The sequence below is a fragment of the Belnapia sp. F-4-1 genome (genome assembly GCF_000802185.1).
Classification (GTDB): domain Bacteria; phylum Pseudomonadota; class Alphaproteobacteria; order Acetobacterales; family Acetobacteraceae; genus Belnapia.
Genome location: NZ_KN676113.1, coordinates 4,748,038 through 4,762,351 on the forward strand (window position 1 = coordinate 4,748,038; position 14,314 = coordinate 4,762,351).

12 protein-coding genes are annotated in these 14,314 nt (G+C 64.9%); 4 read left to right on the forward strand and 8 right to left on the reverse strand.

Annotation, left to right across the window (positions count from 1 at the left end; translation table 11 throughout):
• Positions 1-87 precede the first annotated feature (87 nt).
• Positions 88-900, reverse strand: coding sequence for an SDR family NAD(P)-dependent oxidoreductase (locus LH62_RS22390; protein ID WP_043364373.1), 813 nt, complete (start codon positions 898-900; stop codon positions 88-90).
• Positions 901-956: 56 nt separating this feature from the next.
• Positions 957-1,799, reverse strand: coding sequence for a glutathione S-transferase family protein (locus LH62_RS22395; protein WP_201445571.1), 843 nt, complete (start codon positions 1,797-1,799; stop codon positions 957-959).
• Between the two features lie 86 nt (positions 1,800-1,885).
• On the opposite strand from LH62_RS22395, the gene LH62_RS22400 reads away from it, so the two are divergent.
• The 3 genes from LH62_RS22400 (at position 1,886) to LH62_RS22410 (ending at position 5,389) form a co-directional block, all read left to right on the forward strand.
• A complete protein-coding gene (locus tag LH62_RS22400) occupies positions 1,886-2,761 on the forward strand; it encodes a LysR family transcriptional regulator (protein ID WP_082012728.1) in 876 nt (291 codons plus the stop codon).
• A 257-nt stretch (positions 2,762-3,018) separates the two neighbouring features.
• The gene (locus tag LH62_RS22405; RefSeq protein WP_052214825.1) at positions 3,019-3,846 is read left to right on the forward strand and encodes an IS5 family transposase; all 828 of its coding nucleotides are present in this window, start codon (positions 3,019-3,021) and stop codon (positions 3,844-3,846) included.
• A gap of 439 nt (positions 3,847-4,285) precedes the next feature.
• Complete coding sequence (locus LH62_RS22410) at positions 4,286-5,389, forward strand: aminotransferase class V-fold PLP-dependent enzyme (protein WP_043364376.1); 1,104 nt, start codon at positions 4,286-4,288, stop codon at positions 5,387-5,389.
• A 256-nt stretch (positions 5,390-5,645) separates the two neighbouring features.
• Here the strand turns inward: LH62_RS22410 and rpoD are convergent, their stop codons facing one another.
• Both rpoD and LH62_RS22420 read right to left on the reverse strand, forming a co-directional pair.
• The gene (gene rpoD, locus LH62_RS22415) at positions 5,646-7,568 is read right to left on the reverse strand and encodes an RNA polymerase sigma factor RpoD (RefSeq protein WP_144404603.1); all 1,923 of its coding nucleotides are present in this window, start codon (positions 7,566-7,568) and stop codon (positions 5,646-5,648) included.
• 188 nt (positions 7,569-7,756) lie between these two features.
• Positions 7,757-7,996 (reverse strand): hypothetical protein, encoded by a 240-nt coding sequence (locus LH62_RS22420; RefSeq protein ID WP_043364378.1) that lies wholly within the window; start codon positions 7,994-7,996, stop codon positions 7,757-7,759.
• A gap of 172 nt (positions 7,997-8,168) precedes the next feature.
• Here LH62_RS22420 and LH62_RS30550 point away from each other — a divergent pair, with 172 nt between their 5' ends.
• Positions 8,169-8,561 (forward strand): hypothetical protein, encoded by a 393-nt coding sequence (locus tag LH62_RS30550; protein WP_144404604.1) that lies wholly within the window; start codon positions 8,169-8,171, stop codon positions 8,559-8,561.
• A gap of 15 nt (positions 8,562-8,576) precedes the next feature.
• Here LH62_RS30550 and LH62_RS22425 read toward each other — a convergent pair whose 3' ends face one another.
• The 4 genes from LH62_RS22425 to LH62_RS22440 form a co-directional block, all read right to left on the reverse strand.
• Positions 8,577-8,813: a hypothetical protein gene (locus LH62_RS22425; RefSeq protein ID WP_043364379.1), complete on the reverse strand. Its 237-nt coding sequence runs from the start codon at positions 8,811-8,813 to the stop codon at positions 8,577-8,579.
• Positions 8,810-10,450, reverse strand: coding sequence for an exodeoxyribonuclease VII large subunit (locus tag LH62_RS28665; protein WP_052214826.1), 1,641 nt, complete (start codon positions 10,448-10,450; stop codon positions 8,810-8,812). The genes LH62_RS22425 and LH62_RS28665 overlap by 4 nt, the downstream gene beginning before the upstream one ends.
• Before the next feature lie 113 nt (positions 10,451-10,563).
• Positions 10,564-12,528, reverse strand: coding sequence for a competence protein CoiA family protein (locus LH62_RS28670; protein WP_052214827.1), 1,965 nt, complete (start codon positions 12,526-12,528; stop codon positions 10,564-10,566).
• A gap of 508 nt (positions 12,529-13,036) precedes the next feature.
• Positions 13,037-14,205 (reverse strand): IS3 family transposase gene (locus tag LH62_RS22440; protein WP_144404605.1). Its coding sequence is split into 2 segments (ribosomal slippage): positions 13,037-13,941 and positions 13,941-14,205, totalling 1,170 coding nucleotides; the frame shifts between segments, so codons are not numbered across the junction.
• Between the last annotated feature and the right edge of the window lie 109 nt (positions 14,206-14,314).

Genomic DNA, 14,314 nt, shown 5'->3' on the forward strand with positions numbered 1-14,314 from the left:
TCCACGTTCATAGTTCTACCCTGTACCGGTCAGTGCGTGTGTGAGTGTCAGCAGATGTGATCGGTACTTGTCGCCGGACCTTCTATGTCAGGCCACAAAGCGGACGACTCCTCCGTCCACCCGGAGTGCGGCGCCGCTGGTCGCGGATGCCTGCTCGGAGCAGGCGTAAACGATCATGTTGGCGACTTCGTCGGTCGTGGCGAAGCGCTGGATCAAGCTCGTGGGGCGGAGCGCTTGCAGGAAGCCCTGCTCGGCCTCCTCGACGGTTATGCCCTTCTCCGCTGCCTGCTTAACCATGTGATCGCCAAGGATCTCGGATCGGGTCGGTCCCGGAAGCACCGCGTTGACCGTGACACCCGAGCCCGCGACTGCTTCGGCGAGGCCGCGCGAGACGGCGAGCTGCGCGGTCTTCGTCATGCCGTAGTCCAGCATTTCCTTGGGCGTGTTGACCGCGGACTCGCTGCTGACGAAGATCACGCGTCCCCAACCCTTGCCGACCATGCGCGGCAAATAGTGGCGCGACAGGCGCACGCCGCTCATCACGTTGAGCTGGAATAGGCCAAGCCATTCCTCGTCGGGGATGGCCGCGATGTCGTCGATACCGTTATAGTCTCGGAGAGACGCCGTGCCGACGTTGTTTACGAGAATGTCGGCGTAAGGCGCCTGCGCGATGAAGGTGTTTGCCCCCTCCGCAGTCGCAAGATCGGCGGCGATGCCGGAAATGGCGCTTTGCGGAAACGCAGCGCGCATCTGCCGCATCGCTTCATCAACCCGCGCCTGGGTGCGACCATTGATGATGACCGAGGCGCCTGCCCGCGCCAGCCCTTCGGCGGCCGCTCGGCCGATGCCGGCGGTGGAGCCCGTCACGATGGCCGTGCGGCCGCTCAAGTCGATCCTCATGAGTCTGCCTTCCTGGTTTGGCGCCGGTCACCCTTGAGGATGCCGGCGCCATGGCCTCAGAGTGTGATGCTGGCCGCCCCAAGGGCGCCGTCGATGCGCTCATCGACTTCGCGCTTCGTCGCGGCCCAGGCGGGGACTGTGTCCAGCAAGCGTTGCTGCCAGGCGACAAGGTTGGGGAACTCGTTGAACGGCACCTTCGTGCGCTCGTTCTGCGAAAAGGGGGCCGCGATATCGAGATCCGCTAGCGTTAAATGATCGCCCACGATGAAGCGCCGGTCCGCGAGGTGCGCATCCAGTACGGCTCCAGCAGCGCGAATCTTGGCGAACGCCAGGTCGACGATGGTCTTGTCCTGGGGCTGGCCCATGAGGCGCTTGCCGATCCGCTCATCGAACGTGAGCACGGAGAAAACCCTCCACTGCTCTCCCGACCAGAACATCCACTGCAGCACTTCGTACCGCTCTTGCGGCGTGGCGCCGAGCAGGTCGCTGCCAACCTTCTCCGCGAGGTAGATGTTGATCGCTGACGCCTCGTAGAGGACGACGTCGCCGTCCACCATCACCGGCGTCAGGCCGTGCGGGTTTAGATTCTTCAAGAAGTCGGGCGTGTGGCTCTCACCCTTAAAGAGGTCGACATACACGCGCTCGATGTCGACGCCCATGATGGCTGCTGCGGATGTTACGCGACGCAGGCTGCCCGAACCGGGATCGCCATAGATCTTGATTGCCATTGGTAGACATTCCTTCTCTTGAGTTGATGAGGGTGCGCAGGTCCGGACGCCGGCACGCAGCCGATCAAGCACCGGCAACAGCTCGGACGGATCGGGGCGCCGCGTGTAGTCGGGGTTGACCTCGGCATAGGCGATCACGCCATCCGTCCCGATCACGTAGCGTGCTGGCAAGATCTAGGTTATCCGTGAAGGCGGGTGTATCCACTTGCCTTGGACAACACTTATCCGAGTATCAAATGAGTGATCGATGGCAGGAGATGGCTGTTTTCGTCCGCGTGGCTGAGAGCGGCAGCTTTTCGCTTGCGGCGCGCGAATTGAAGCTCTCGCAACCCTCGGTATCGCGCATCGTCGGTACGCTGGAAGCGCGGTTGGACACGACGCTGCTGCTGCGCACCACTCGCAGCATCTCGCTGACGGAAGCCGGCACCTTGTATCTGGAGCGCGCGAGGTACCTCCTTGCGGAGATTGAGGAGGCTGAGCAGGCGACCCGCGGCGTGGACTCGCTGCACGGCGTGATCCGCCTCGCGATGCCCGTGCTCTATGGCACGCGCGCGGTCATTCCGGCGCTTGCGACGTTCCTGGCCCGGCATCCGGATCTTCGGGTCGAGATGATCATGAGCGACGCGCGCCAGAACCTCATCACGGACGGAGTGGATCTTGCCATTCGCCTGGGCGTCGGGTCGCTGGATGACTCCACGTTCGGCGCCCGCAGACTTGGCGTAGTTGAGCGACTGGTTGTCGCGGCACCAGCCTATCTCTCAGTAAGGGGAATGCCGGCCAATCCGGCAGATCTCGCCCAGCACGACTGCATCGTCCAGCATGGCCTCTTTGGTCGCGAGAGCTGGCGCTTTTCGCACAATCAGACCGTCACCTCCGTCGACGTCTCCGCGAAGCTCTGGATCAACTCAGCGTTGGGGGTGCTCGGGGCCGCGGTCGCGGGGCTGGGCATCGCGCTGGCGACCCGGGTGATGGCAGGAGAGGAACTGCGCACTGGTCAGCTTACACAGGTGCTCAAACCGCATCGGCTTGATCCGGCCGAAGTTTATGCTGTTTTTCCGGCGGGTCCGCGGCCATCAGCAAAGGTCCGTGCAATTGTGGATCACCTCGGAGTGTCGCTCGGCACTCCGGGGTGATCAGAACTGAGCGCTGTTGCTGTCAGATTATTACCAAACATACCTGCAGCAAAAAGGTGACGCCGCAGTATGCCAAATCCACGCTGCTCGGTATCGCTTTCCCGATATCTGTTCCTGAATCGGTTTTCTCCAGACTGGCAAACTCACATGGAGAAACGGGAACCGCTTAGATACTGGAACGACCCGCCGGGCTGACTGACTGTGCGAAAAGGCTGATTGCGGTCCAACGCGTTGCAGCATTATGGGTCGAGGCAGCCATGCGGAACCCCCGTCAGCATCGATATCCGAAGGACCTCTCCGACGCCGAGTGGGTGGCGCTGGAGCCGCTGCTCCCGCCACCGACGTCCAACGGGCGGCCACTCAAGTGGCCAAGGCGCCTGATGGTCGAGGCAGTCTTCTATCTTGTCCGCTCGGGATGTGCCTCGCGGATGCTGCCCTCGTCCTTCCCGCCCTGGCCGACGGTGTTCACTCAATTCCGAAGCTGGCGGATCGACGGTACGCTGCGCCGCATGCACGACCGGCTGCGCGCGCTCGCACGCGAAGCAGCAGGACGGAATGCTGAGCCATCCGCCGCGATCATCGACAGCCAGACGGCGCGGGCTACGGGTGTCGGTGGCCCAGCGCGCGGCTATGACGCGGCAAAGCGGACCGCAGGCCGCAAGCGGTACATTCTCGTCCATAGCGCAGGTCTCGTCCTTCTCGCCCATGTCCATGCCGCCAACCTGCATGACCGCCTCGACGCCCAGGCCCTCATCGGCCAAGCCAGCCCTGGCGAGCTTCCGAGATTGGAATTGGTCTGGGCTGACGGCGCCTACGCCGGCACCTTCGCGCGCTGGCTCGAGGCCGGGCGGGGTTGGCGTGTCGAGGTGTCGAAGCACCGCGACCGCCATCTCTGGCGCTACGGCTTGGCAGGGAAACCGGAGGGCTTTCAGGGCATACCGCGCCAGTGGGTGGTAGAACGGACCTTCGCTTGGCTATCGCGGTCGCGCCGGCTGGCGCGCGATTACGAACGCCTGCCTGCAACTGCCGAAGCCATGATCCATGCAGCGATGTCGCGCATCATGCTCCAGCTTATCGCCGCTTGACCGGCATTTCCACACAGTCAGTTAGCCCTAATACCGTTGACTTATGCCGAGGGCGGTTGGGCTTCGTCGAACAGGCCTGACCGAAGAAGGCCCGATCGGCCGTTCGCCTGCAATCCAAAGTCACCGGTATTGAACCTAGCCCCAGAGGTGGACCCATGGCTTCCGTGTAGGCTTCGTCACTCTCTAGCCTGCGGTAGTCCTCGTGGGCGCTACCGCAAAGGGCAGCACCGTTCGGCCCATTTCTCCTTTCCAGGAGGCCACCAGGCATCTAGATGACCGGACTGGGTGCGGACTGGACTGGCAAGAGCTGGCCGCAAGCGGCCGGTCCGCTCCCAATGCGGAACCGCATCAAAGCGGACCTAGCGATCGAGATCATCGCCCTCCTTGCGCCTCGGCCGCCATCCTTGCGAAGCGCTGAGCTGCGATTAGGCTACCTGCCATGGTTTCAGCCGAATCTTCTCGACCTCAACTAATCAACGCCCGCGGCACCTTCACGCCGCTCGGCGTGTCCCGCTCGTCGCCACGCGTCGCAGCGGCTGCCGCGGCCGCCTTGGCCGATTTTGCGATCATGGAAGATCTGCAAGCCGCGGCGGGGGCCGTGATCGCCCGTCTGAGCGGAGCGGAAGCTGGGACAGTCGTACATTGCGCCGCTGCCGCCATCACGCTCGCCGTGGCTGCCACGATGACGGGGACTTCCCCTGATCGGGTGGCGGCCCTGCCCGACACGCTTGGGATGCGCAACCGCGTTGTGCTGCCCGCCACACACGCCGTCAATTATGGCCATCCCATTCAGCAGGCTGTGCGCCTGGCGGGGGCGGTGCCGGTAATCGTCGGCGCTTCGAAGCTTTGCACCATTGCGGAATTGACACCAGAGCTGGAGCACCCCGACGCTGCCTGCCTGTTGCTGGTCTCATCGCGCCTCGTACATGGAGAGGAGCCAGACCTCGACAGTGCGGTGGCAGCTGCCCACTCCCGTGGCTTACCAGTGATCTTGGACGGCGCTGCGCAGGACTTCCGGATGCGTCAGTTGCTGGCGACCGGCGCCGATCTTGTGCTGGTCAGTGCGCAAAAGTACCTGGGCGCCCCGACCGCAGGGCTAGTGATGGGGCGCGCGAACTTGGTTGCGGCCGTCCGTGCCCAGGAAAAGGGGATCGGGCGTGGGATGAAGGCTACGAAGGAAGCCATTGCGGGCGTCCTGGCTGCTCTCGCCGAACGAGAGGAGTTGGACATTGCCGCCTGGGCCGCGGCCCAGGCCCGCATCGTGGATGAATTCACCGCACGCGCCGGGACGTTGCCCGGTCTTGCGGTATGGGCCGAGCCCGATCCCACCGGCCTGCCCTTCCCACGGGCGCACCTTCGGGTCGACCCCGACCGAGCCGGGATGGATGCACCGGAGTTGGCGATGGCGCTGCGGGCAGGCAGACCATCGATTTGGGTGATGGATCATCGCGCCAACTCGGGAGAACTTGTGTTCGAACTCGTTGCGCTGCGGACAGACGAAGTAGAAGCGATTTTAGATCGCCTTGCGGCGCTCATGGCCTAACCTCTTCCGCCGAGGGAAAAACCAGAATTTTGCTTAGCTTCGCGGTCCATCCGCTGCCGTCAGCAAATTCGAACAACGCGCTGTCCGCTCTCAGGATGGCGGGCAGCGGCACCTGTTGCCCGCGTTGGGCGCTGAGCAGCCTCAACGGATCGCACACCTATGTCTGCTTTCCACCCCTCTCGAACGTTCATTGATTATTCGAATCGGACTCTTACAGCTGAGGTGGCCGTTGGCTCGGCTTGTCGCTAGCAGACTGCTATTCGAGGAAGCTGCGAAGGGCCCGCGAGCGTGAGGGGTGCTTCAGCTTCCGCACTGCCTTGGCCTCAATCTGGCGGATGCGCTCGCGGGTCACGCCGAACTGCTGACCGACCTCTTCCAGGGTATGGTCGGTGTTCATCCCGATCCCGAACCGCATGCGTAGCACCCGCTCCTCGCGCGCCGTCAGGCTCGACAGCACCCGGGTGGTGTTCTCCCGAAGGCTCGACTGCATCGCCACGTCGTCGGGCGAGACCGCATCCTTGTCCTGGATGAAGTCGCCGAGATGGGCATCCTCCTCGTCCCCCACCGGGGTCTCTAGGCTCACCGGCTCGCGGGCAATCTTCAGCACCTGCTTAATCTTGGCGACCGGGATGCCCATCCGCTCGGCCAGCTCCTCGTCGGTCGGCTCGCGCCCGAGATCGTGCATCATCAGGCGGCTGGTGCGGTTCACCTTGTTAACCGTCTCGATCATGTGGACCGGCACCCGGATGGTGCGCGCCTGGTCGGCAATGCTGCGGGTGATGGCTTGACGGATCCACCAAGTGGCGTAGGTCGAGAATTTGAAGCCGCGGCGGTACTCGAACTTATCGACCGCCTTCATCAGGCCGATATTGCCCTCCTGGATGAGGTCGAGGAACTGCAGGCCGCGGTTGCGGTACTTCTTGGCAATGGCCACCACCAACCGGAGGTTGGCGTTCACCATCTCGATCTTGGCCGCCGACATCTCCCGCTCGCCGCGGGAGACGGTGGCGTAGATGTCGCGGAACTCAGGCAGCAGCAACCCAGTCTCCTCGGCCAGGGCGTCTATCTCGGCTCGGAGGGCCTCGGCCTCGGCGCCATACCGGATGGCCAGCACCTTCCAGCCCTTGCCGGGGCGCGCCTCCGCTCCCTGCAACCAAGCCCCGCCTGCTTCGGCGCTGCGGTAGACCGCGAGGAAGCTGTCCCGCTTCACGCCCGCTGCCTCGGCCAGCCGCAGCAGACGGCCTTCGGTCGTGGTCAACCGCCGGTTCAAGGAGCGCACACCCTCGAAGAGTTCGGCTACCCGGTTGGCATGCAGGTGCAGACTGGCAATCAGCCGGGCCAGCTCGGCGCGCCCTGCGGCATAGACCGCCTCCTCCTCGGCGCTGAGCCTGCCGCCGGTTGCCTCGGTCGGCAGGCGCCGGGCCTGCAGCTTGTGCAGGTGGCCATGGACCGTGCGGATGCCCAGGAGGATGGTGAGCACCTCCGGCCGGGCCTTGTCCTCGCTCGCAGTGATAGAGAGAGCCGCAGAACCCTCGCAGTCTTCCGCCTCGTCAGCTCCGGCCGCCGCCACTTCCGCTTCCACCGGATCCGGGACGGCGACCTCGTCTGCCTCCGGGTCCACGGCGTCGGCGCCGAGTGTCGCCTCCAGGTCGATGAGGTCGCGCAACAGCATGCGGCCGGAGGCCAGGTCCGCCTGCCAGCGCAGCAGCGCCTCGGCCGTGGTCGGCAACCGGCTGAGGCCGCCGATCATCATTGCCCGCCCGGCCTCGATGCGCTTGGCGAGAGCTACCTCGCCCTCGCGCGACAACAGGGCATGGCTGCCCATCTCGCGGAAGTACATCCGGGTCGGGTCATCGGTATGCCCGTCGCCCCGGACGTTGCCGCCATCCTCGTCGTCTGACGCATATTCAAGGGCAACAGCCGGAGCCGGGGCATCCTCATCCTCGGATGCCTCGACAACCTCAATCCCCAGCCGGGCTAGGGCCGCCAGCGTATCCTCGATCACATCCGATGAGGTTCTTTCCGGCGGCAAGGCGGCCGCGACTTCGGCCTGGGTAACATGGCCACGCTCCTCGGCCAGCATCATCAGCTGGCGCAGCTCAACAAGGGTGGCCCCAGGCATGGCGGCCTGCAGGGCGCGCTCACGCTCATCAAAATCGACTTCCAAGGAATTGCTCATCCGTGATCCCACAAGTCCCCGCAGCGCCCCACTGGGGTTCCTGGCAGGGCAGGTTTCATAGCGGTTCGCTATATGGCGAAGCCGTGACGCTGAAACCAGGGGTGCGATTGCCAGAGCCGCAGGCATTGCTGAGGGCATGCCGGGCGGGGTGGCGGTGGCAACTTGTCGCAATATGCTGCTAGGTGTCGTCAGCCGCTAAACTGGATGCACTTGCGGTAGATCAAGGCGTGCATGTCCGGGAAGATGATGACGATCTTTTCCTTGGCATCCGGGCCGCTGCGGCATAGCCAACGGAATTGGTGGCCTGCCGTCAGGTCAACCACAGGGCCACTGGCCACCAACGCGCCGGTGAGCCGGGCTCGACCGCCCTTGAGCACCTTCAGTTCCAGGATGGGAGTCCGGTTCCGTACCATTTCCTCATGCAGCACCTCGCACCGCTACGGCGGCAGGGAGGCTTCCAGCGCGCTGGCCTCGACGCCTTCGATGACGGATTAGGCGAGCGCCAGGACCATGGGGTTCCCAGGTCAGATTAGGGTTCATGGCGTTGGAGTAGCGTAGGCCGGAATGAAACCTCAGGCCTCGAGCGGATCGCTTCGGTACGTGCAGCGCGCCAGTGACCTGCAGAGAGCTTATCTCAATCGCAGTTCTCGTGGTTCCACCGCCATTAAGGGGCTGCTCGACGCGGTAGGGAAGAACATACGCGCCAGAGTCCGGTCAGCTCGTCTGGCAGGGAAGGCATCCTGGGCGCCGAGCCCCGAGCGCGACGCGGGGCTGAGGCGCGGCGAGGGGTGGTTCTCGACAGCGGTGGTCAAGACCCACATCTCGGATACGCAGAGCGAAGATCTGAAAATGTACCATACAAACGTCATCCCCGCGGCCGAGGACGCCACCGATGTCAGGGCTGCGGTGTGCCCACCCGTACCTCAGGAAATCATCGCCTTCCCCCCATGGCCGCTATCCGCCGAGCGCATGTCGGGCTGGCTGTCGTCCTGACCATGCCTGCCGCCCTCAGGCCGACGCCTGCTGCTCGTCGACGAGGCGGCGGACGTTTTCGATGCGCTCCTGGCAGTATGCGGCCAAGCGCTTGGCACGCATGACCAGCGGCTCGATTTGGTCGATGTCGGGAATGCGGCCCTGCGCAGGCTTCAGCTTCGCGGAGATCGCAAGCAGCTCGCGGTAGGCGTCCTCGAAGCGCTCCGGAACTTTGTCATCAGGCTTCCCGATCGTGACCTGCGTATCGCTCATTCTTCAACCCTCCCACGTACGACGCCGTTATGGGACGCCGTCTCGGCTTTGCTGGGCGTTGGCCCAGACGGCTGCAGCATGATGACGCCGTCACGCATCTCGGCACGGATGACCGGTGCGGCCGCCACGAGCGCGGCATTTGGGAGTGGCGTGCCATCGGCACCGCGCAGGACTGCGTACCCGGCTGCGAGGACGGCGCCGGGGTCGAGCGCCTCGGCCAGGGTCAGTACCCGGCCGACCTCACGATCCACAGCCTCAACGGTGGCTGTCACGTGGCGAAACACCTCTGCCACCTGATCGGCAACGTCGCGCGCAGTGCCGTCGAGTAGCCGGAGCGGCTCGGCTGCAACGCCCGCAAACGCCCGGGTCACTTGACGCTCATGCGCGAGCAGATGCTCTCCAGCCAAGCGGGCGACGTCTACTCGTGCCGCTTTGAGCCCCTCCCGTGCGGCGTCCCGGCGGGCCCGTGCCGCCCTGAGGGCCGCCGCCTCTGCCTGGACGACGAGGTTGCTGGCGGTGCCCAACGTGCCGCGGGCATCGGGCTTCAGGCTATCGAGCGCGCCGCGCACAGTCCGTTCGGCGGAAGCCAGAGCGCCGCGCGCCTCGCGCTCGATCTCGGTCCCGGCAGCGGTAAGGCCTCGTTCGAAATGCGCGACAGCGAGCCGCATCTGCGAATGGATGTCGGTGATTGCGCCGTGCGCCGCCTGGGCGGCACCCACGACGGCGCTCCTGATGTGCTCGGCTACCTTGGAGGGCGTGTCCAGCGGGAGGCAGGCAACCTCGTCGATGAGGTTTCGGTCACGTTCGTGGCCGATGCCGGTCATCACGGGCATCGGCATCTTGCACACCGCCTCGGCCAGCTTGTCGTCAACGAGGTAGGCGAGGTCCGCTGCGGCACCTCCGCCGCGAATGATGGCAAGGGCGCAGAACGGCGACGCTTGGTGCGAGCGGTAGATGTTCCGCATCTCGGCGACGATCCGAGCGGCCGCATCAGGGGTTTGGAATGGTGCCTCGACGAACGTGAACTCGACTAGGCCAGCCGAGGTCAGGCGGTCCACGGTGGACCGGAAATCGCCGAGGCCCGCAGCATCCGGCGGGGAGATAACGGCCACCCGCAGAAAGTCGGCCGGTCGGCGGAGACGGCGGTTCCGCTCCCAGATACCTCCCTCCTTGAGGCGTCGGCGGATGGCCTCCGCTCTAGCCTTCAAATCGCCCAGAGAGTAGTTCGGGTCGATGTCCTCGATCTCGACCGAGTAACCGTAGTTGGCGTCGAGGCGGGAGACGACTTTCACGAGCACCTTCGAGCCCGCCTCAAGGCGCAAGCCTAGGGTAGTGAACGCCTCGGTCACCCGGCGATAGACTCCCGGCCAGCAGCCACCGTTGACCTGGGCGACCTTCCGACCGGTCCCATCGTGCTCAACGAACTCCATTCGGACGAACCGGTCGCCGGGCTTGAGGGTAAGCAGTTCGCAGCGGACCCAAGTCGACGGCAAAGTCTTTACCCGCGCGGCGACGCCGTCGAGATACGCCTTCAGTCCAACGGCTTGGTTGGGGCGGTCATTGGGCAGGTCGGCCTCAGTGCCCTCCTCCTGGGAGGCAATCCCAGCCTTCGACGGTCTTGCCGCGTGTGTGATCATCTCGTCTCAGTCCAGCACAGTGGCAGCGAGGATGAAACACCAGACCACAATCGTCCTTCGCGCCAGCCCGGCACTTGGTCAGTATCCAGGAAATCTCCAAACTCGACGGGCAACTACCTTCGCTTCCCCTTGGGCAACGCTGCATCAAGCAGGCGTAGGCACTCATCCCGGCGTCTCTCGTCGACGGCGTGCGTCCAGGGCGACCGTCCTAGGGCGGGCTGCGTCGTGCGTAGCCAGAGCCGGGACTTGTCGGCATTGCCCGAGAAATGCCTCAACGCCCGGGTCTCCAGCTCCTGGCGGCAGCGCAGCGTTTCCACGGTCATGGCCGCTTCTTCACCGTGGCGAGATGTCTCCACATGCCGGATCAGCTCAATGCGCCGCCGCTCGTCGTCGAGAGCGCCTTTGATGCGCTCCTGCATCACCCGGTCGAGACCAAGCCGCCCCTCGTCGAAGGTCGTGCCCCCACCACCGCGCACGGCGTGTTCGACCCAGGCAAGCCCGTCCACCTCGCCCATGAACAGGGCCGCCTCGGCAAGCAAAGCATCCACGAAGTCCGACGACTCCTTGCGGCGCCTTTCTCGGGTCTGCGCCTGAAAATCCTCGCGGATGCGACGTTGGGTCTCCTGTCGGGCGTTCGCCTCTGCTTGCCGTGTCCGTCGCAATTCCTCGAGAGGCAGGCCAAGCAGGTCCCCTGAAACTGGAGCGCCGCCCGCCCACGCCATCCTCTCCAACTCACGGAGGCGCCGCAGGACGTTTTCGAAGCAGTCACTGCCCGCCTGGGCCAGGGCGCGCGGTGATTCGCCGAACCCCGGCAGAACCCGGTCCATCCACGGCTCGGCAAGCCGCGTCGGAAGCTGCGCCACTTTGAGCAGGAAGATCACCTTGGCCCGTAGGTCGGTTTCCCGCTTCCTGGCAGCCTCGGCGACGTCGATTCTCGCTTTTGCCTCCCATCCACGCTCGTGGTCGGCACGCCACCCCGTCTGGGTCCGTTCCACTACGCCGCGCTCGGCGAGCCAGGTGGCGTAGTCGGCTATGACCTCGATGGGCGACCGGAAGCCCCCGACCCGTTCGCGGAGATGCGCCTCTAACTCCGGCTCCCAGTTCCGCCTGAGCTTGAACGGCTCCTTCAACATTCCCTGACGCTGAAGGTAGCTGAGCGCGTTCTCGGCCGTGAACGTGTGGCCTGCGGCGGCGACTACGGCATAGAAGACGAAGGCTGCTTGCCACGTTGCGGCGTCGAACGCGAAGCACCGGTCGCCGGGCATCGGCACGCCCGTGAACTCGCCGAAGCCAGCGTCGGCCGCCCGCGTCAGCCAGCCCCGGTGTCCACGCCTCGTTGGCTCCCGCCATGCTGCCGCCACTTCGTCGGCGATTCGGCCGTAAAGCCGGTTTCTGCGGCGCTGCTCAAGCTCCGTCATCCTTTCGGCGATGAGCCGTAGTCGGTCCTCCTCGGCAGCAACCTTGGCGTTGTGGAGCCAGTGCCGAGGTGCTGTACGCAGAATCTGTTCGACGTGCTCGCCGCGAGGAAGAAGCCTCGGGACGCGCGGTAGGTCGATCTCGACCGTCGCCAAGTTTCGGGTGCGGAGCCGGGCAATCTTCTCTGACCCGCAAGGGTGGCTGACGTGGAACTCGAGAAGGAGCTGGCGCCCGCGGCCAGTGATGACCGCGTCCGGGCGCAAATCGCCCAAATCGACCTCTGCCTCCGACGCCTCGTAAATAAACATCGTCGCGGCGGCCACGTCCGCGCTCAAGTCACCGACCTTGGCAACCGCTTTCGGGAGCAGGATCTCGCGGGCCTCGAGGACAGCCTCCTTGGCCAAGCGGTGCAGCGTCGTCTCCCAGGCGCCTGCGCATGCGCGATGCACGTGGTGGGCGAAGTGGTGGACTTTGTTGGCCCCCCTGCGTGCGACTAGACGCTCGCCGCAACCCGGACACCGGCAGCCGCAGGCCAAACCCGACGCCACCTCGGTCACGTGGGCCAGGCGGTCGTCCTCCGTGATGCCGTACGGAAGCCGGACGTCCTCGCCGTCCGACTGCAGAGGCACACGTGACTGGCAAGAATTGGCGAGACCGTCCATTCACCCAAAGTCGCTTCGAGAGTGCATCATATCAAGATCGGACTGGGCGTCAGCGGCCGGTGCAAGAAGGCGAGGCATAGGTTTGCGCCGTGCCATAAGGCGATGGCAAGCCGGGCCGCCGAGGGGGAGTTACTCGTTGAGACATCGGAGGATTCTGTGGTTTTAGAAATAGACTGAATCATAAGAGCGTATCCCTCCTCCGCCGTAAGAACCTCGGCGAACCAGATAGTCTGCCTATGGCGTACCTGGCACGTCGCTGCACTACCTCGGGCGGCACCTACGTGGTAACTTCGAAAAGCCCGGCCCAACTTGCGCAGAGGGTGTCGCAAATGTCTGGATCTCTCGATGGGAGTGCAGTTGCCATAGCCGATTGTGGACCGCTCTCGGCAATTGCTGTCGAAGCCAACTCGCTTCCCCATCCCATTGGGGTTTTGCCAGTCCCACATGAGATCCCAGGCTCCGCCTTCTTCCCCGGCGGGCGCGGCCTCGAGGCAGTCCGTGCGGATTTTTAATGGAGCATGGCGGTGGTTTGGCCTGAACTGGAGGATGGTGGGCCAGCGGGCGACGGCGGAGTTGGCGCCAGGGTGACCTCCGGCGCTGGCGGTCGGTGGTGGAGTGAGGAGTGTGGCCGGACGGTATTGTAGTGCCGTCGCCACTGCTCGATCAGGACCTTCGCCTCGGCGAGCGTGTTGAACACCTCGGTGTTCAGTAGCTCGTCGCGCAGTTTGCCGTTGAAGCTTTCCCCGTATCCGTTCTCCCATGGGCTGCCGGGCTCGGTGAAGGCGGTCCTCGTGCCCACGCCGCTGATCCAGCCCTTCACGGCTGTGGCTGCGAACTCGGGCCCATTGTCCGACCGAACATGGCCTGGGATGCCACGCAAGATGAACAGGTCGGACAGCGCATCGATGACATCAGCTGCCTTGAACTGGCGCCCAATCCGGATCGCCAGGCATTCGCAGGTGAACTCATCGGCCACGTTCAGCATCCGGAACCTGCGCCCGTCCCGGGTGCGGTCCTCGACGAAGTCATAGGCCCATACGTGATTGGGGCGCTCGGGCCGGAGCCGCACGCAGGAGCCATCGTTCAGCCGGAGCCGCCCACGCTTGGGCTGCCGGGCAGGCACCTCCAGCCCCTCCGCCCGCCAGATGCGCCCCACCCGCTTGTGGTTGCACCGCCAGCCCTCGGTCCGCAGCAGGGCCGTGATCCGGCAGTAGCCGTAGCGCCCGTACCGCTGGGCCAGGCCAATGATGCTCTCGGCCAGCGCCGCTTCGTCGCCGGCTGCCCTCGGCACCTTGCGCTGCACCGAGCGGTGCTGCCCCAGCACCCGGCAGGCAAACCGCTCCGAGACGCCCAGCTTGTCCATGACATGCTCGACACAGCCCCGACGACGCGCGGCGCTCACCAGTTTCCCGAGGCAGCTTCCTTCAGCACCAGCTTCCCCAAAGTGAGATCGGCCACCGCCAACCGCCGCCTGCCGTTCTCCTGCTCCAGCAGCTTCAGGCGCTTCACCTGATCCAGCTTCAGGCCGCCATACTCGCTTCGCCACCGATAGTAGGTCTGCTCCGTCACCCCGATCGTCCGAACCGCCTCAGACGCCGTCTTGCCCTGCAACAGTAACACCCCAACCTGCTGAAGCTTGGCCACGATTTCTTCCGGTTTGTGGTGTTTCCTCGCCATCCCAAAACCCTCCGCGGCTCGCCAGCCTCACATTACCGGCAGATCGCTTCTACGGGTAAGGTCAGGCCGAGGACCTGCACCCGTGCAGGACGAAGGCGACACTGTCTCG